The organism is Mesorhizobium sp. M0848, assembly GCF_040319805.1.
Lineage (GTDB): Bacteria > Pseudomonadota > Alphaproteobacteria > Rhizobiales > Rhizobiaceae > Mesorhizobium.
The window spans coordinates 39,824-56,030 of record NZ_JAMYOM010000023.1 but is presented as its reverse complement, the minus strand read 5'-3'; the positions used below and the strand labels follow the sequence as shown (position 1 = coordinate 56,030).

Below are 16,207 nucleotides of genomic sequence, written 5' to 3'. Positions count from 1 at the left end.
GCTTTACGCCGTCCGCCACATCGGAATGATCGAGGCGGCCAGCACCAGCGCCAGCACGATGTTGAGCGCGCGCCATTGCCATTCGGTCTTGAGCAGCCGCGCCAGCACCATTCCGGCCACGCACCACAGCGACAGCGAGGCGGCCGCCGCGAGGCCGAAAGTGGCGCCGAGCAGCAGCGCGAGCTGCATCGGCCCGCTGGCCAGCGCCGCGAACGAGGCCGCGGCGCCCAGCCCCATCGCCCAGCCCTTCGGGTTCATCCATTGAATGCCGGCGCCGCCGAGAAAGCTGTTCGGCCTGGCCATGCTCACATCCAGATTGGGCGGTCCGCTGCGGCCGATCTTGATCGCCAGCCAGAGGAGATAGAGCGAGCCGATGACCTTCATGGCCAGTTGCAGCGAAGGCATGGCAAGCAGCAGACCGGCGAGCCCGGCGGCGGCGGCACCCGTCACCGTGGCGAGGCCGGCGGCGCTGCCGACCAGCAGAGGCACGGAACGGCGAAACCCGAACTGGGCGCCGGACGCCGTAGACAGGGTTGTGGCGATGCCGGGCGTGGTGGTGGCGACGATGGCAAACAGGATGAGCGGGAGAATGGGCTCGAGCATGCGGCGTCCTCTGTCAGGGCTGCGATCGTAGCTGCGCGCGAACTTCAGTAAATGCAATGTTTGCCATGGTCGGCATTAGGATGGATAATGCCAGCCATGATCCGAAATCTCGACATGGCGCTGATCCGCACCTTCATCACCGTCGCCGACAAGGCCAGCATGACGGCGGCGGCCAATGCGCTGCACCTGACGCAAGGTGCTGTCAGCCAGCAGGTCAAGCGGCTGGAGGAGGCGCTCGGCTCCTGCCTCTTCGAGCGCGACCGGCGCGGCTTGCGGCTGACGCGCGCCGGTGAACAGCTGTTCGGCAGGGGCAAGCGGTTGCTGGCCTTGAATGACGAGATCTGGGCGGAGATGGCTGGGACACCGGTGGCCGGCCAGGTGCGGCTCGGCGTGCCCTACGACCTTGTCGGCACCTTGCTGGCGCCGGTGCTGAAGACCTATGCCGAGACCTATCCGCAGGTCGAGATATCGCTGGTCTGCGCCTCGTCGCCGGAATTGGCTGCTGCCCTTGCGGCCGGGACCATCGAACTTGCGGTGATCGAGGAACGCGTCGGCCCGTCGGCGGGCGAGTGCCTTGCCATCGACCGGCTGGTCTGGGTCGGCGCCAAGGGCGGCGTTGCCCGCGCCAAGCGGCCGCTGCCGGTGTCGATCGTCGCCGACACCTGCGCCTTCCGCCCGGCGGTGCTGGCGGCGCTCGGTGAGCATGGGCTGGAGTGGCGCACCGTGTTCGAAAACGGCAACATCGACGCGACGACGGCGACGGTGCGCTCCGACCTCGCCGTCACCGCCTGGCTAGCCTCCACGGTTCCGGCGGATCTCGACATATTGCCACCGGAGTCCGGCCTGCCGCCACTGCCGAATTTTGCCATCAACCTGCATCTGCCGAGGCATGGGGTAGGGCCGGCGGCGCAGGAATTCGCACGCCATATCCGCGATGGGCTGGCACGACGGCCGGTGGCGGCTTGAGAGACTTCTCAGAACTTGGGTTCCTCTACCCCGTCGATCGGGGGAGAGGAAAGGGTGCAAAGGCCGTCCTGCTACTTCCAGTTCTTGCGCCGTTCGAGCTCGGCGTCGGACGGCTCCCCTGTGACAAACGACCCAACCTTGATCTCGCCTGATCGTTCGTAGGTCGCCATGATGACGCCGGTGCTGGTTGCCTGCGACTTGATGAGCTTGAAGGCGGCCGGCATCGCGCTGTCGCCGAACAGCCGCTTGCCCTTGCCCAGCAATAGCGGGAAGATCATCAGCCGAATTTCGTCGATCAGCCCGTTGGCGAGCAAAGTCTGGATCAGATCGCCAGATCCCTGGATGAGCAGGTCCGGCCCATCCTCCTGCTTGAGGCGGCGCAACGTCGCGATGATATCGGGTCCGAGCGCTTGCGTGTTCTGCCAGGTGAGGGTGTCAGGCCGATGCGTCGCCACATATTTGGTCGCGGGGTTGAAGGCATCCGCGATCGGATCTTTCTGATACGGCCAGTAGGCGGCGAAGATGTCGTAGGTTCTGCGGCCGAGCAGCAGGGCGAAAGGCTTGGAGAACAGTTCATCCATCGCCGCGGCCCCCGCCTCGTCAACGTAATGGAAGGTCCAGCCGCCGAACTTGAAGCCGCCGGCCGGATCCTCTTCCGGGCCGCCGGGTGCCTGCATGACGCCGTCAAGGCTGACGAATGTCGCAGAGATGATCTTTCTCATTCCAATGCTCCCGTTCTTCGATCCACGCCGTCGTGGCCGGACTTCAGCCCAAGGACGGGCGACGAGCCACCGGTCCGACAGGACATATGAAATTTTGGCAAACCACCATCATTTGCGAGGCCCGGGGTGGAGATCTTCCGACGAGAACCAGACATCGCCCGATATGGCGGTGGCGGTGTCGTCCGGTGCCCTGTCCTGGACCAGCCAGATCGAGCGGCTGCGCGCGGCCTGCTCGCGCGTCGGGATCCTCGACGCTGAGTCTGCGAGCGAGGCGCCGACACAGGGAATGAACCACGATCGCATGAACGGATCGCAGGCGAAGCCTTTTTGCGTGCGGATCACCATCACCGCCAGTGGGACGCGCTCGGCCGGGCGCCAGGGGAAGATCATGCGGCCGCCAGGTCGCAGCGCCTTCAGCCACCCTGCTGGTGGCGCTGCGACGCCAGCATTGACATAGATGATGTCGGATGGCGGCAGGGGCGTCGTCACCGCATCGCCATGGACGACCGTTGCATTGCCATATGCTTCGAGATTTTTGCGCGCCAGATCGGCCAGTTTTTCGTCGAGTTCGAAGCCGGTGACGGTGCCGCCTGGTAAAACCAGCCTGGCCAGCACGGCGGTGTAGTAGCCGGTGCCGGCGCCGATATGAGTGACGGCCTCACCAGGTTTAGGCGCAAGCTTTCCGATCCACATGGCGTGCAGGAAGGGCTCGCCATTGTTGATGCCCTTGTCGTCGTCGAGCGTCACCAGCACGTTCTGATAGATATGAGCCGGGTCGGCGCTCGGCGTCGTGACCTTGCCGTTGCCGGCGATGACCGTCCACGGCCCGGGACCAAGAAACGCTTCGCGTGGCACCTCGGCGAAAGCCGCTTCCAGGCGTGGGTCGGGCGAGCCGGCATTGGCGACCAGCAGCCGCGCGTAGAATTTCCTGATGTCTTCGATCCGGGCCATGCTGCGGGACAACATAGCGCGGATTGCCAATTTGTCGCGAGGCTACCCTCTGCGCAGAGGGTAGTCGATTTCCCGGCGAGGCGGAGCTTAGCCGATCCCGAACAGGGTGTCGTAGAGCAGCTTGAAGTTGAGCCCCAGGATGACTGCGGCGACCACCCAGGCAAGGGCGGCGACGCCGCGCGGAATGGCGAGATTGCCCATCTTCTTCTTGTCGGAGACGAATTGCACCAGCGGGACGACTGCGAAGGGCAACTGCATCGACAGGATCACCTGGCTGAATACCAGCAACTGGCCGGTGCCCTTTTCGCCATAGAGCGCGGTGACGACCACCACCGGGATGATGGCGAGGCCGCGCGTCAGCAGTCGGCGTGCCCAGTTGGGGATGCGCAGGCGCAGAAAGCCTTCCATGATGATCTGGCCAGCAAGCGTCGCCGTCACCGTGGAGTTGAGGCCGGAAGCCAGCAGCGCCACCGCGAACAGGATCGAGGCGATGCCGAGGCCGAGCAGCGGCGACAGCAGCTCGAAGGCTTGGCCGATCTCGGCAACGTCTTGATGGCCGGTGTTATGGAAGGCGACCGCCGACACGATGAGGATCGAGGCGTTGACGAACAGCGCCAGCATCAGGGCGATGGTCGAGTCCGTCGTTGCCCATTTGATGGCATCGCGCTTGCCCTTGTCGGTGCGCTCATAGGCACGGGTCTGCACGATCGAGGAGTGCAGATAGAGATTGTGCGGCATGACGGTGGCGCCGATGATGCCGATGGCGATGTAGAGCATCGCCGGATTGGTGACGATTTCCGACGACGGCACGAACATGGCATGCAGGATCGAGCCGGCCGGCGGGGCGGCGACGAAGATCTGGATGGCGAAGCAGCTGAAGATGATGATCAAAAGCGCGATGACGAAGGCTTCGAGATAGCGGAAGCCCTTGTTCATCAACAGCAGCACGAGGAAGGCATCGAGCGCCGTCAGCATGGCGCCGCCGATCAGCGGAATGCCGAACAGAAGTTGCAGCGCGATCGCCGTGCCGATGACTTCGGCCAGATCGCAGGCGATGATGGCCAGTTCGCAGGCGATCCACAGCACGAAATTGACTGGACGGGGATAGTAGGCGCGGCAGGCCTGGGCGAGGTCGCGGCCGGTGGCGATGCCGAGCCGTGCCGCCAGCGCCTGCAAAAGGATCGCCATCAGGTTGGACAGCATGATGATGAACAGCAGCGTGTAGCCGAACTGCGCGCCGCCGGCGAGATCCGTCGCCCAGTTGCCCGGGTCCATATAGCCGACCGAGACCATGTAGCCGGGACCCATGAAGGCGAACAGGCGACGGAACCAGACGCCCGAGTTCGGCACGGCGATGGAGGAATTGACTTCGCGCAGGCTGGGCTGCTCGTCCTCGTCGGGCCTGGCGAACCGCCATGAGGAACGGGAGGCTGTGGCTTCGGCTTCAGACATGAAGGAGGGCTTTCCGCGGGACTGGACGATGTTGCCTCAAGCTATGCCATGGCTCAACATTATGCAATATGCTATATTTCATTGTCGTTGCTTTTAGGCGGCTGGCGGTCATCGGGTGAAACGGCAATCGGAAGCGCTGGTTGCACCTGTGGCGGAATGCAAATAAACGGCCTGAAGAATCAGAGCCCGTGCTATGAAAGCGTGGACGGGTGATAGCCTCGGGAGGAGCGCGTATTGGCGCCGAAGAACAGACCAGTCCCGCGTGAGCCGCTGCTCGACGCCGAAATTCATTCGGAGGGATTCCGGCAGCAGCGCGAAGCGCGCCGCAGCGCGCTGGTCGAGGATTATGTTGAGCTGATCGCCGATCTGATCGAGGACGGCAACGAGGCGCGCCAGGTCGACATCGCCGCACGCCTTGGCGTCGCCCAGCCGACGGTGGCCAAGATGCTGACCAGGCTGTGCGCCGACGGGCTGGTGTCGCGAAAGCCCTATCGCGGCGTTTTCCTGACCGATGCCGGCCGCAAGGTCGCCGAGGAGAGCCGCATCCGCCACCAGACGGTGGAAGCCTTTTTGCGCTCGCTCGGTGTCAGCACCGAGACGGCGCGCATCGACGCCGAGGGCATCGAGCACCATGTCAGCGCCGAGACGCTGGAAGCCTTCCGCAAGGCCATGACAGCAGTGCGCTGAGCTTCCGCCTGGATTTCCCCAGCCACCGGAACCCTCGCACGCTGAGCACGTTGGGTCTGACATCCGCGCAAGGCGAGCGGCAAGGGAGGAAGCGATGGGCGTTGAACAGGCACCGACCGCAAAGGGCAAGCAGGCTGCCGAGGGACTGAAACAGGCGGCGGCCAGGGATGAGCGCAAGACCGAAGCGGAGACCGGCCATCCGTTGAAAAAGGGCGCGGCTCGTTTCGAGGAACGTTCGAAGAGCTCCGACGGCAAGAGCGCCGGCGCCAAGCAGGAAGATTAGACGTCTGTCAGGTTGACGTCAGCTGTTCTGGGCGAACGCCGTCTGCCGGAACGTGGTGGCGGCGCTTTCAACAAACCGTTCCCTCACTCGCGGACGTCCTGCACCCAGCTGCGCGGGTGGCCGTCGACGCGGAACTGGAAGATGAAATAGGGCGGAATGCAGGTGCCTTTGCCAGCTTTCGCTTCCGCCAGATCGTCATAGCCTGCGGTGCAGATGTAGTCCTCGCGGCAGGGATGCGCCTTGTCGCAGGCTCGTAGGCCGGCGGTCTTGGTAAATTCCTTCGTGCAGAATTTGTGGTCCTTGCCCGACGCGATGCAGTCGTTGAAGCCGGTCTTGGCCAGACGCCCGCACGTTGCTTCGTCGGGAAGCTTGTCGCAGCTTGCCTTGCGCAGCATGCCACCGGGAAAGCCGCCGGTCTTCTGCTGCGGATTGTCGTAGCGCTGGCGCGCGGCGCCATAGCCGGCGAGTTTGACCAGCGGCTTCTTGTCCTTCGCGGAGTCGATGGCGCAGGCCTTGGCGGTGGCCGGCGACAGGCGGCAATACTGGTCGCTGCCCCAGCTCGACATCTTGATCTCGCCGAACTCGACGGGGTCGCCGACCACCGTGCCTGCTTCGCTGACGCAGGTGCCGAAGCCTGGATGGAAGGCGCTTTCGTGGACACCGGCGCAGCGCAGGCCCGCACCGCAGCTCCAGTCCTTGAAACTTGCATCCTCGCCGCGATAGCAGATCGAGCCCCAGCCATTGTAGAGGTCGGTGCCCTTCAGCGCCTCGGCATATCTGGCGTCCGGACGGGCGGCGAAGCTGCGCGTAAAGTCTAGCTGACTGCCGGCGGCGAACTGCTCGACGATGGCGCGGCGGCGCGGCAGGTCGGCGAAGAACACGGCCGAGCCCGGCACGAAGACGGCGTTGCGGCGCGGCTCGCTCACCGGATCTGCGCCGGTGTAGTGGAAACCGGCAATGCCACGCGTCTGATGGCAGCCGGTGCAGCTCATCTCGTTGAGCCGCAAGTTGAAGCCGGCCACCGACTTGATGGTCGAGAGTGTGTTGCCCCTGGCGACATAGTTCTTCAGCGCCTTGTCGATGTCCGCGTCGTCGACCAGCCCGTAGACGATGTTGTTCTGCGACCGGCTGAGACCGCCGGGGGCGACGGAGACGGCGCTCCTGGCCAGGAACTTTTCGTCGATCACCAGCCGGCCATGGTCGAGGTCGTAGATGTTGCGGTCGGTGAGCAGCCATTTGGCGAAGGACGGCTTGTCGGCCAGCACAATGGCGCGGTCGATCTGGTTTTCCATCTTCGCTTCATAGAAGCTGGACGCAGCCGGATCCCATTTGAAGATCTTCAGGAGATATTCGGCATGGCCGCCGAAATCGCGCCGCGTCGAGGCCGACAGCCTGAGCACCTGCATGTTGAGTTCGAGCCGCATGATCTGCGACGAATTCAGCATGGTGCCTGACAGCGGCCCTTCGTCGGAGCGCAGCCAGGCGGCAAGCTGGTCGGGTGGCAGGTCTTTTTTTCCAGCTGCCAGCCAGCGCTGGGCAACATCGGCGCAGGACACGTCAGTGGCGCTTGGCAGGTCCTTCGAGGCGCGCGCTTGTGCCTGCCTGGGTTTGGCGTTGAACACCAGGCTCATGGTCAGCGGCAGGCGCGAGGAAATGCGCTGGCCCGCCTTTCCCTTCACAGGCTTTTCCGCGACCGAATAGTGGAAACGGTAGATCAGCCGGATTTCGCCGCATTCGGTGTGGCCGAGATAGCCGCGGTCCATGCGGTTGACGACGCCGGTCAGGTCCAGCGTCGAGCCGTCGTCATCGATGTATTTCGGATTGAATTTCTGGCTGGTGTCCTTCGACTTCGCCATGGCAGCAACATAGGGGTCGGGGCTGGTCTTCGGCTCGTCGGCTATCTGCCGCTTGACTGTGTCGCGCACCGTGGCCAGCGCCGGCACCGAAAACAGGCCGCGATTGTCGACCTCGCGGGTGAGGCCGAGTGCCGGGCCCAGCAGGCGGCTGATCGACAGGCCACCACGCTCCAGCGCCTGCAAGGTGGCGGGATCGGTGACGGCAACGCTGGAATCGAGCGTGGCGGCACGGGCGGACCCGATGCCGAAACAAGTCAATGCCGTCAGCAACAGCAGGAATTGGCCGATCGTCCGCAAGCGCCCCTCGCTTCCCAGAGAAACGGACATTAACGGTCTTCGATAGTCTCGGCCATGGGGACGATTGCAACGCCGAGCCGCTCGCCGCAACGAGCTTGGCCGCAAGGCGACCCGTATGGCCAAAAAGGCCATCGAAAAATGCTGTGACTTGGCGCAACCATTGGGATAATTGTTTGTTGCCCCGGAACAACGGGGAAGTTGCTGCACGAGGAGTTGCCATGCTCTGGAAGGGCCGTCGTCAGAGTGACAATATCGAGGACGACCGCAGCGACAGCGGCGGTGGCGGACTCGGCGGCGGCGGTGGCCAGTTCCGCATTCCGATCGGCGGCCGCACCGGTGGCGGCGGCAGCATCTTCCTCGTCATCCTGGTGGTGCTGGCCGGATGGTATTTCGGCTTCGATCCGTCGACGATCCTGGGTGGCGGCGACGGCGGCCTGCTGCCGGGCGGCGGCGGCCAGATCACCGACAACAGCGGACAGGACAACGGTGCCACACCGGCCAATGACGAGATGAAGCAGTTCGTGGCCACCGTGCTGGCCGAGACCGAGGACACCTGGTCCGGCATCTTCAAATCTCAGGGCCTAACCTACGAGGATCCGAAACTGGTGCTGTTTTCCGGCCAGGTCCGCTCGGCCTGCGGCTTCGCTTCCGCGGCGGCCGGACCGTTCTATTGTCCCGGCGACCACAAGGTCTATCTCGACATGACCTTCTTCCAGCAGCTCGACCAGCAGTTCGGCGCCTCGGGCGAATTCGCCCGCGCCTATGTGATTGCGCATGAGGTCGGCCACCACGTGCAGAACCTGACCGGCATCATGTCCAAGTTCAACCAGATGCGGCAAAGCATGGGCGAGGTCGAAGCCAACCAGATGTCGGTGCGAATCGAGCTTCAGGCCGACTGCTTTGCCGGCGTGTGGGCGCATTACACCGGGCAGAAAGGCATATTGGAGCAGGGCGACATCGAGAGCGCTCTGAACGCCGCCAAGCAGATCGGCGACGACACGCTGCAGAAGAAGACGCAAGGCTATGTTGTGCCGGAAAGCTTCAACCACGGCACCTCGCAGCAGCGGCAGACCTGGCTGGCGCGTGGTTACAAGAGCGGCAAGCTGTCGGAGTGCAACACGCTGAGTGGGCCGATCTGACAGACCGTTTTCGAGCTTCACCTGCCGGCGATGCTGCCGTCAGGGGGTGTCAGGATGAATAGAATCAGCCTGTTCCCACATTGTTCCTTGCGGCGGGCTCGCCTATAAGTGCGTCCGCCTGCGCCTGAGGGCGAGCAGAGGAGCTTGATCCTGCATGATCGACCCTAAAACCGCCAGACGGGGCCTTGCGCTCGTCTTCACCACGCTGCTGCTCGACATTATCGGCTTCGGCATGATCATGCCGGTGCTGCCGGCCTATCTCAGGGAATTGACCGGGGTCAGCATCAGCGGCGCGGCGATCGAAGGCGGCTGGCTGTTCTTCGTCTATGCGGCGATGCAGTTCGTCTTCGCGCCGATCATGGGCGGCTTGAGCGACCGGTTCGGGCGGCGGCCGATCCTGCTCGCATCGGTGCTGACCTTCTCCATCGACAATCTGATCTGCGCGGTCGCCTGGTCCTACCCGATGCTGTTCATCGGGCGTGTGCTGGCCGGCATTTCAGGCGCCAGCTATTCGACGACTTCAGCCTTCATCGCCGATATTTCGAATAATGAGAACCGGGCAAAGAATTTCGGCTTGCTCGGTATCGCGTTTGGCGTCGGCTTCGTCATCGGGCCGGTTCTCGGCGGGCTGCTCGGTACGTTCGGGCCGCGCGTGCCGTTCTATTTCGCCGCCGGGCTCGCCTTCGTGAATTTCCTCATTGCGTTGTTTTTCCTCCCGGAAACGCTCGATGACAAGCATCGCCGCCGCTTCGAGTGGAAACGCGCCAACCCGGTCGGCACGCTGCTCCAGATGCGCCAATATCAAGGCATCGGCTGGATCGGGCTTGTCTTCTTCCTGATGACGCTCGGGCACATGATGTATCCGGCGGTCTGGTCGTTCGTCTCCAGCTATCGCTATGGCTGGAGCGAGCAGCAGATCGGCTTCTCGCTCGGCGCCTTCGGCCTGTGCGGTGCGATCGTCATGGCGACGGTGCTGCCGCGCGTGATCCCGAGGCTTGGCGAGTGGAAGACGGCGGTCATCGGCCTGACATTCACGGCAGCCAGCGCCTTCGGCTATGCCTTCGCGTCGCAAGGCTGGATGATCTATGCGGTGATCGTCGTCGGCTGTCTGGAAGCGCTGGCCGATCCACCGCTGAGGAGCCTCGCCGCCGCCAAAGTGCCGCCATCGGCGCAAGGCGAATTGCAGGGGGCGATGACCTCGATCTTCTCGATCACCTCGATCATCACGCCGCTGCTCTATACGGCGATCTCAGCGCCGCCCGCCCGGATGCCGATCAGGTCGCACGGCTGATCGGCACCGCCGTCGATCTCGGCCTGACCAGCTTCGATCATGCCGACATCTATGGGAACTACGAGGTGGAAGCGGCCTTCGGTGCGGGATTGGCGCGCTGGGAAGGCAAGCGCGACAGCATCGAGCTGATCTCGAAATGCGATATCATGCTGAAGTCGCCAAACCGGCCGGACAACCGGCTGAAGCACTACGATACCGGTGGCGGCCATATTGTTGCGTCGGTGGAGCGGTCGCTTGCCAATCTCGGCACCGACTATATCGACCTGTTGCTGCTGCACCGGCCCGACCCGCTGACGGATGCCGACGAGACGGCGGCAGCTCTTGCCAAGCTGGTCACATCTGGCAAGGTGAGGGCGGTCGGCGTCTCCAACTTCACGCCGTCGCAGTTCGATCTGCTGGCCTCACGGTTGCCGTTCGCCCTCGCCACCAACCAGATCGAAATGTCGGTGCTGAAAACGGCCGCATTGACCGACGGCAGCCTGGACCACGCGCAGCGCCTTGCCTATGCGCCGATGATCTGGTCGCCGCTCGGGGGCGGCTCGCTGTTCACCGGCAAGGAGGGGCGCGAGGCGCGGGTGCGGGCAGCGCTTGCTGCGGTGGCCGCCGAGATCGGAGCCGGCGATCTGGCTGCCGTCGCGATCGCCTGGCTATTGCGCCATCCGGCCCGATTGGTGCCGGTGCTGGGTTCGATGAAGCCGGAACGGCTGGCCGCCATGGTCAAGGCGTTGGAGATCAGCCTCGACCGCCAGCAATGGTTCGCCATCCTGGAAGCCAGCGAAGGCCGGCCGGTGGCGTAGGACGAGATACTAGAGTCTTTGTTTGACGCAATTCCCGGACGGAAAACCGTTTCACACTTTTCCCGGGATTGCTCTAGGTTTCGATCCATTCGCCGGGGATATCCAGCGTCTTTGCCAGCATGGCACTGGTCTGCGGCGATGGTTTGCGACGATTGGATTCGAGGTCGGACAGGAAACCCTGGCTGACACCAATAGCAGTCGCCAAATCGGCTTGGGTCAGGTTGCGCCAATTGCGCAGCGCCTTGAGCCGGCTCGAGCCCCGCAGGATATCCATGGTCACGGCAGCGGGCAGGGGCTTTTCCGTTTTGAGCTCGGCCTTCCGTTCATCGTAGATCGCCACATCCGCAGCATCCATGGCTTCTTCAGCGGCATGCAGCAATGCCTCGTAGTCGGCCCTCGGGATGACGACCAGTTCTTCGCCGGTTGAGGTCTTGATGATTTGCGGGGCGTTCATGATGATGTCCTGTCCTATGGCCTGCTATAGGTCGTCGTTTCACGCTTGCGATGTAGATCGCGAGAATCGTGGTGCGGTCTTCGTCGAATATGACGCGGTAGCGGCCGATACGCAGTCTATAACCGTTCCGGCCGGCAAGACGCTTTACATCTCCACGACCGCTGACGGCGTAAGTGATCAAACCTTCGGAAACCTGCTCGCGGACATCCGCCTGCAGGTTATCGAGATCGCGAGCCGCCGATACTGAAAGGATGATCGTCTTCACAACAAATAATATCGCACATTTATCGCTTTGCGTTAAGCGATATTATAGCTAACAGCCGATCCTCAAAGGATCAGGCCCGTTCGGCCAGCAATTCCTCGCCGCGCTTTTCGCGGATCAAATTGACGAAGCGGCGGAACAGGTAGTGCGAATCCTGCGGGCCGGGGGAGGCTTCGGGGTGATGCTGGACCGAGAACACCGGCCGGCCGGTCAGCGTGATGCCGCAGTTCGAACCATCGAACAGCGAGACGTGGGTTTCCTCGACGCCCGATGGCAGCGAGTCGGCATCGACGGCAAAGCCGTGGTTCATCGAGACGATCTCGACCTTGCCGGTGGTGTGGTCCTTGACCGGATGGTTGGCGCCGTGATGGCCCTGGTGCATCTTGGCGGTCTTGCCGCCCAGCGCCAGTGCCAGCATCTGGTGGCCGAGGCAGATGCCGAACACCGGGATGTCGGTCTTCAACAGATCCCGGATGACCGGCACGGCATAGTCACCGGTGGCTTCCGGGTCGCCGGGGCCATTGGAGAGAAAAATGCCGTCCGGCTGCATGGCAAGGATTTGTTCGGCGCCGGTCTTGGCCGGCACCACCGTGACCTTGGCGCCGAGGCCGGCGAGCAGGCGCAAGATGTTGCGTTTGACGCCATAATCGATGGCGACGACGTGCATTGTCGGTTCGGTCTGCTCGCCAAAGCCTTCGTTCCACACCCAGGGCGTCTCGCGCCAGACCGAGGACTGGCCCGACGTGACTTCCTTGGCGAGGTCAAGCCCGATCAGCCCCGACCATGCGGCGGCGCGGCGCTTCAGATCGTCGAGGTCGAACACGCCATCGGGCGCATGCGCGATGACGGCGTTGGGCATGCCCCTTTCACGGATCAGCGCGGTCAGCGCGCGGGTGTCGATGCCCGACAGGGCGACGATGCCGCGCTTCTTCAGCCATTGGTCGAGACCAGCGCCGGCGCGGTAGTTGGACGGGTCGGTGACATCGGCCTTGAACACGGCGCCAACGGCGCCGGCGCGGGCGGCCGGATTGAGATCCTCGATGTCCTCGTCATTGGTGCCGATGTTGCCGATATGCGGGAAGGTGAAGGTGACGATCTGGCCGGCATAGGAAGGGTCAGTGAGGATTTCCTGGTAGCCGGTCAGCGCCGTGTTGAAGCAGACTTCGGCGACGGCGGAGCCGGTGGCGCCGAGGCCGCGACCTTCGATGACGGTGCCGTCGGCCAGCACCAGAAGGGCGGTCGGCTTTTCAGTGGTCCAGGCGGGCGTCGAGGCGGCGGTCATCTCGGCCATGGCGGCACTCCTATCGGGCTGCCCGCTGCAACCGGCCCGGCGGGCCATCTGCGCGGCAAACGGCGCGAAGCGGCGATTTTCGCGGCCTCCACGCAGTCAAATTTCCGTTCATGCAAGGCCCAGTACATAGGGGAAGGGGGCAGAGCGGTCAATGATCATGCGAAATGCCGCCATGTTTTATTTCGCCTAGCAAAATCAGTGGCTTGCCCCGGCATATCAGGGTTTGCCTTGGCTCGCCCCCGGCGCTATTGTCCGCGCCGATCGAAGGAGAATGCATCATGCGCGGCAAAATCGCCGAATCCCTGAAGAGCGCGATGAAGGCGCAGGACAAGCACCGGCTGCCGACATTGCGGCTGATCCAAGCCGCCATTCACGATCGCGACATCGCCAATCGCGGTTCGGGGAAGGAGCCGGCCAGCGACGAGGAGATCCTGCAGATCCTGGCCAAGATGGTGAAGCAGCGCGAGGAATCCGCCAAAGCGTTCGACGACGGCAAACGGCCGGAGCTCGCCGCGCAGGAGCGCGGCGAGATGGAGATCATCCGCACCTTCCTGCCGACACAATTGGACGATGCGGCGGTAACAGCGGCGGCGCGTGAGGCGATCGCGGCGACGGGTGCGGCCAGCCAGAAGGACATGGGCAAGGTGATTGCCGCACTGAAGCAGAAATATGCCGGCCAGATGGATTTCGGCAAGGCGAGCGGCATCGTCAAGGGTCTGCTGCAGTAGGGTGCTGCTCATCTCGTCGCTTGGGTGGCCGACCGCCCGCTCCCGGAACCCAGATTCGTCCGGAATCGAAGTCCAGGAGTGGAACTCGGATACCGCCGAGATGTTTATCCGTCATGCAACTGGAGAGATGTCATGACTGAGAACGAAACCCGCTATGAAACCGGTGCGACGAAATATCCGGCAAAGACCGATGCCGACGCTTCCGATGAATTCTCCCAGGATGCGGCCGCCAACAAGAAGCCCGCCGGCGGCATCGGGCTCACCCGCCGGGTGGGCGAAGTGGAAGACCGAACCCGCCAGTCGGACGGACAAAACCCGCCAAGGCAAGGCACGCCGAGCGCCGCAACCGAAAAGACGTCCGGGGCCGGCCCCGCTATCGCGGAGCGTTCAAAGGACGCCAAGGCTCCGAAGAGCGGCCGCCAGCCTGGAGCGTATGTCAAGAAGTGATCGCTGGACGGGACCCGAGAGGTCCACTTGCGCCTTTCGCGACTGGTTGGTCGGTATCTGTCCGGGCCTCCTCGGCTACAATGCACGGCGCAATGCCGGCGCTTCCTGCTGGATATGATCCCACAGCCGGTTGGCGATCGGCCCATGCGGCCGGTCGCGGCGCCGCGCCACCACCAGTTCGTCGGTGCGGCCCGGCAGATGGCGGCCGGCAATGGATTGCAGGCGCCCGTCATGCAGTTCTTCCTCGATCAGGAAGCGGGGCAGGTGGCCCCAGCCAAGGCCCTGCAGGATTATCTCCTTCTTCATGCCCTGGTCGGCGACGAGGCATTGCGGCGCGCCTTCGATCAGCGAATAGTTTTGTTGTGGCGAATGGCGGGCGCTGTCGCGCATGACGCATTGGGTGAGTGCCTGCATCTGGTCCAGGGTGATCGGCTGCTCGATACGCTCGGGCAGAAAGCCCGGCGCCACCACGGGAATGAAGGACACCTTGCACAGATCGACCCATTCCACCCGCGCATCGCCCTTGTCGACCCAGTGCAGGATCAGATCGGCTTCGTCGTCGAAGAGACGCTCCCATGGGCCGCCGACCGCTTCGAAATGCAGATGCAGGCGCGTGCCGGGGCACTGTGCGAAGAACCGCCCGAGCATGCCCAGCACATGCGGGCGCGGGCACAGGTCGCCTATCACCACGTGGATCTCACTTTCTTCACCCATCGCCAACTGGGCGGCATGGACGCGCAAACCGTCCAGCTCGCGCAGCAGCGATAGCGCTCGGCGGTGGAACGACAGCCCTGCCTCGGTTGCACGCACGCGATAGCCGCTGCGGTCCAGGAGGCAAAGGTCGAGCTGTCGCTCCAGCTTGGCGACGGCAGCGAACACCGCCGGATGCGAGCGATGCAGCACGGCCGCCGCAGGCTGAAAGCCTCCGGTGCGAATCACCGCATCGAAGCATTGAAGGTCGTGGAGGGTAAATTCGGCCATGTCGGTTTTTATTACAGAGATTGTCCTGTCTTTGTAATATCAACAAAATTGTCCCTCGGCTACGTTTGGCCTCATTCAAAACGTTCCAGAAGGAATCTTCATCATGAATGAGCTGAATTTCGTCATAACGGGAGACGGCACGCGCATCGCCTACCGCTTCGACGGCGAGGCAAGCAAGCCGGTGCTGGTGCTATCGAATTCCATCGGCACCACGCTGCACATGTGGGACAGGCAGGTTGGCGAGTTGTCGAAGCATTTCCGTATCCTGCGCTACGATTTTCGCGGCCATGGCGGATCGAGCGTTCCTGTCGGCGCCTACTCGCTCGACCGGCTTGGCCGCGACGTCATCGAACTGCTCGACGCGCTCGACCTGCAACGCGTACATTTCCTTGGCCTGTCGCTTGGCGGGTTCGTCGCGCAGTGGCTCGGCATCCACGCGCCCGAGCGGATCGACCGGCTGATCCTGAGCAACACCTCGTCTCATCTCTCGCCGGCAAGCTATTTCGACGAGCGGATTGCCGCGGTGCGGCAGGCACCGGACATGTCGGAAACCGCCGAGACGTTCCTGAGCAACTGGTTCCCCGCGTCGATGGTTGCCGCCAACGAGCCCGTGGTCGAAGAGTTTCGCACCATGCTGCTGGCTATCGACCGGCAAGGCCTGGCGGGCCTGTTCGCGGCGGTTCGCGACGCCGATCTTCGCCGTACCGTAGCACTGATACCGCGACCGACGCTGGTGATCGCCGGTCGGCACGACACGGTGACAGCAGCCAGCCACGGCGAGATGATTGCCGCGGCGGTGCCCGGCGCGAAGCTGGTCGTGCTGCCCGCGGTCCATCTGTCGAACATTGAGTATCCGGCAGAGTTCATCCAGGCTGTGGTCGATTTCCTGCGCTGAGCTGGAGCGCGACGGAAAGGCGTCCGGCGCCAGTCCGGTGGTCGCCGAACGTTCGAAGGAGGCCATGGTTCAGAAGAGGGGCGGCGGCCTCGGTCAACGTGAGCG

At 63.6% G+C, this 16,207-nt stretch carries 18 protein-coding genes; 10 read left to right on the top strand and 8 right to left on the bottom strand.

The features are described from left to right. Positions 1–3: 3 nt before the first annotated feature. On the bottom strand, positions 4–603 hold the full coding sequence (locus tag NKH95_RS24355; RefSeq protein ID WP_023809698.1) for a LysE family translocator: 600 nt from the start codon (positions 601–603) through the stop codon (positions 4–6). Positions 604–699: 96 nt separating this feature from the next. Between NKH95_RS24355 and NKH95_RS24350 the strand changes: the two genes are divergently transcribed. Then, entirely contained in the window at positions 700–1,569 is an 870-nt protein-coding gene (locus tag NKH95_RS24350; protein ID WP_352775852.1) for a LysR family transcriptional regulator, read from the top strand. A 71-nt stretch (positions 1,570–1,640) separates the two neighbouring features. Here NKH95_RS24350 and NKH95_RS24345 read toward each other — a convergent pair whose 3' ends face one another. From NKH95_RS24345 to NKH95_RS24335, 3 genes are all read right to left on the bottom strand, one after another. Further along, complete coding sequence (locus NKH95_RS24345) at positions 1,641–2,291, bottom strand: dihydrofolate reductase family protein (protein WP_352775848.1); 651 nt, start codon at positions 2,289–2,291, stop codon at positions 1,641–1,643. A 108-nt stretch (positions 2,292–2,399) separates the two neighbouring features. Further along, complete coding sequence (locus NKH95_RS24340; RefSeq protein WP_023809695.1) at positions 2,400–3,242, bottom strand: protein-L-isoaspartate O-methyltransferase family protein; 843 nt, start codon at positions 3,240–3,242, stop codon at positions 2,400–2,402. An 87-nt stretch (positions 3,243–3,329) separates the two neighbouring features. Beyond that, positions 3,330–4,694 carry an Nramp family divalent metal transporter gene (locus tag NKH95_RS24335; RefSeq protein WP_352556103.1) on the bottom strand — a complete coding sequence of 455 codons (1,365 nt, stop codon included), beginning with the start codon at positions 4,692–4,694 and terminating at the stop codon, positions 3,330–3,332. A gap of 234 nt (positions 4,695–4,928) precedes the next feature. Here NKH95_RS24335 and mntR point away from each other — a divergent pair, with 234 nt between their 5' ends. Then, a complete protein-coding gene (mntR, locus tag NKH95_RS24330) occupies positions 4,929–5,381 on the top strand; it encodes a manganese-binding transcriptional regulator MntR (RefSeq protein ID WP_352775845.1) in 453 nt (150 codons plus the stop codon). A gap of 94 nt (positions 5,382–5,475) precedes the next feature. Next, positions 5,476–5,664: a hypothetical protein gene (locus NKH95_RS24325; RefSeq protein WP_352440442.1), complete on the top strand. Its 189-nt coding sequence runs from the start codon at positions 5,476–5,478 to the stop codon at positions 5,662–5,664. Between the two features lie 83 nt (positions 5,665–5,747). Here the strand turns inward: NKH95_RS24325 and NKH95_RS24320 are convergent, their stop codons facing one another. Beyond that, positions 5,748–7,847: a hypothetical protein gene (locus tag NKH95_RS24320; protein ID WP_352775841.1), complete on the bottom strand. Its 2,100-nt coding sequence runs from the start codon at positions 7,845–7,847 to the stop codon at positions 5,748–5,750. A gap of 188 nt (positions 7,848–8,035) precedes the next feature. Between NKH95_RS24320 and ypfJ the strand changes: the two genes are divergently transcribed. The 3 genes from ypfJ (at position 8,036) to NKH95_RS24305 (ending at position 11,044) form a co-directional block, all read left to right on the top strand. Continuing rightward, complete coding sequence (gene ypfJ, locus NKH95_RS24315; RefSeq protein ID WP_023809690.1) at positions 8,036–8,956, top strand: KPN_02809 family neutral zinc metallopeptidase; 921 nt, start codon at positions 8,036–8,038, stop codon at positions 8,954–8,956. Between the two features lie 154 nt (positions 8,957–9,110). Beyond that, positions 9,111–10,247 (top strand): TCR/Tet family MFS transporter, encoded by a 1,137-nt coding sequence (locus NKH95_RS24310; protein WP_352775838.1) that lies wholly within the window; start codon positions 9,111–9,113, stop codon positions 10,245–10,247. Then, entirely contained in the window at positions 10,136–11,044 is a 909-nt protein-coding gene (locus tag NKH95_RS24305) for an aldo/keto reductase (RefSeq protein WP_502895327.1), read from the top strand. Before NKH95_RS24310 ends, NKH95_RS24305 begins: the two co-directional genes overlap by 112 nt. A gap of 73 nt (positions 11,045–11,117) precedes the next feature. Here the strand turns inward: NKH95_RS24305 and NKH95_RS24300 are convergent, their stop codons facing one another. Then, positions 11,118–11,498 carry a helix-turn-helix domain-containing protein gene (locus NKH95_RS24300; protein ID WP_023809687.1) on the bottom strand — a complete coding sequence of 127 codons (381 nt, stop codon included), beginning with the start codon at positions 11,496–11,498 and terminating at the stop codon, positions 11,118–11,120. Between NKH95_RS24300 and NKH95_RS24295 the strand changes: the two genes are divergently transcribed. Continuing rightward, positions 11,497–11,745, top strand: a complete 249-nt coding sequence (locus NKH95_RS24295; protein WP_352793003.1) for a hypothetical protein — start codon at positions 11,497–11,499, stop codon at positions 11,743–11,745. The two genes, NKH95_RS24300 and NKH95_RS24295, sit on opposite strands and share 2 nt — an antisense overlap. 88 nt (positions 11,746–11,833) lie before the next feature. Here NKH95_RS24295 and carA read toward each other — a convergent pair whose 3' ends face one another. Continuing rightward, positions 11,834–13,051 (bottom strand): glutamine-hydrolyzing carbamoyl-phosphate synthase small subunit, encoded by a 1,218-nt coding sequence (carA, locus tag NKH95_RS24290; protein ID WP_031212679.1) that lies wholly within the window; start codon positions 13,049–13,051, stop codon positions 11,834–11,836. A gap of 278 nt (positions 13,052–13,329) precedes the next feature. On the opposite strand from carA, the gene NKH95_RS24285 reads away from it, so the two are divergent. Together NKH95_RS24285 and NKH95_RS24280 are read left to right on the top strand one after the other, a co-directional pair. Beyond that, positions 13,330–13,779, top strand: a complete 450-nt coding sequence (locus NKH95_RS24285) for a GatB/YqeY domain-containing protein (RefSeq protein WP_013530126.1) — start codon at positions 13,330–13,332, stop codon at positions 13,777–13,779. Positions 13,780–13,911: 132 nt separating this feature from the next. Beyond that, complete coding sequence (locus tag NKH95_RS24280) at positions 13,912–14,226, top strand: hypothetical protein (protein WP_352555724.1); 315 nt, start codon at positions 13,912–13,914, stop codon at positions 14,224–14,226. Positions 14,227–14,301: 75 nt separating this feature from the next. Here the strand turns inward: NKH95_RS24280 and NKH95_RS24275 are convergent, their stop codons facing one another. Next, positions 14,302–15,207, bottom strand: a complete 906-nt coding sequence (locus NKH95_RS24275) for a LysR family transcriptional regulator (protein ID WP_352793004.1) — start codon at positions 15,205–15,207, stop codon at positions 14,302–14,304. A gap of 103 nt (positions 15,208–15,310) precedes the next feature. On the opposite strand from NKH95_RS24275, the gene pcaD reads away from it, so the two are divergent. Beyond that, a complete protein-coding gene (pcaD, locus tag NKH95_RS24270; RefSeq protein ID WP_128305498.1) occupies positions 15,311–16,102 on the top strand; it encodes a 3-oxoadipate enol-lactonase in 792 nt (263 codons plus the stop codon). The last annotated feature ends 105 nt before the right edge of the window (positions 16,103–16,207 follow it).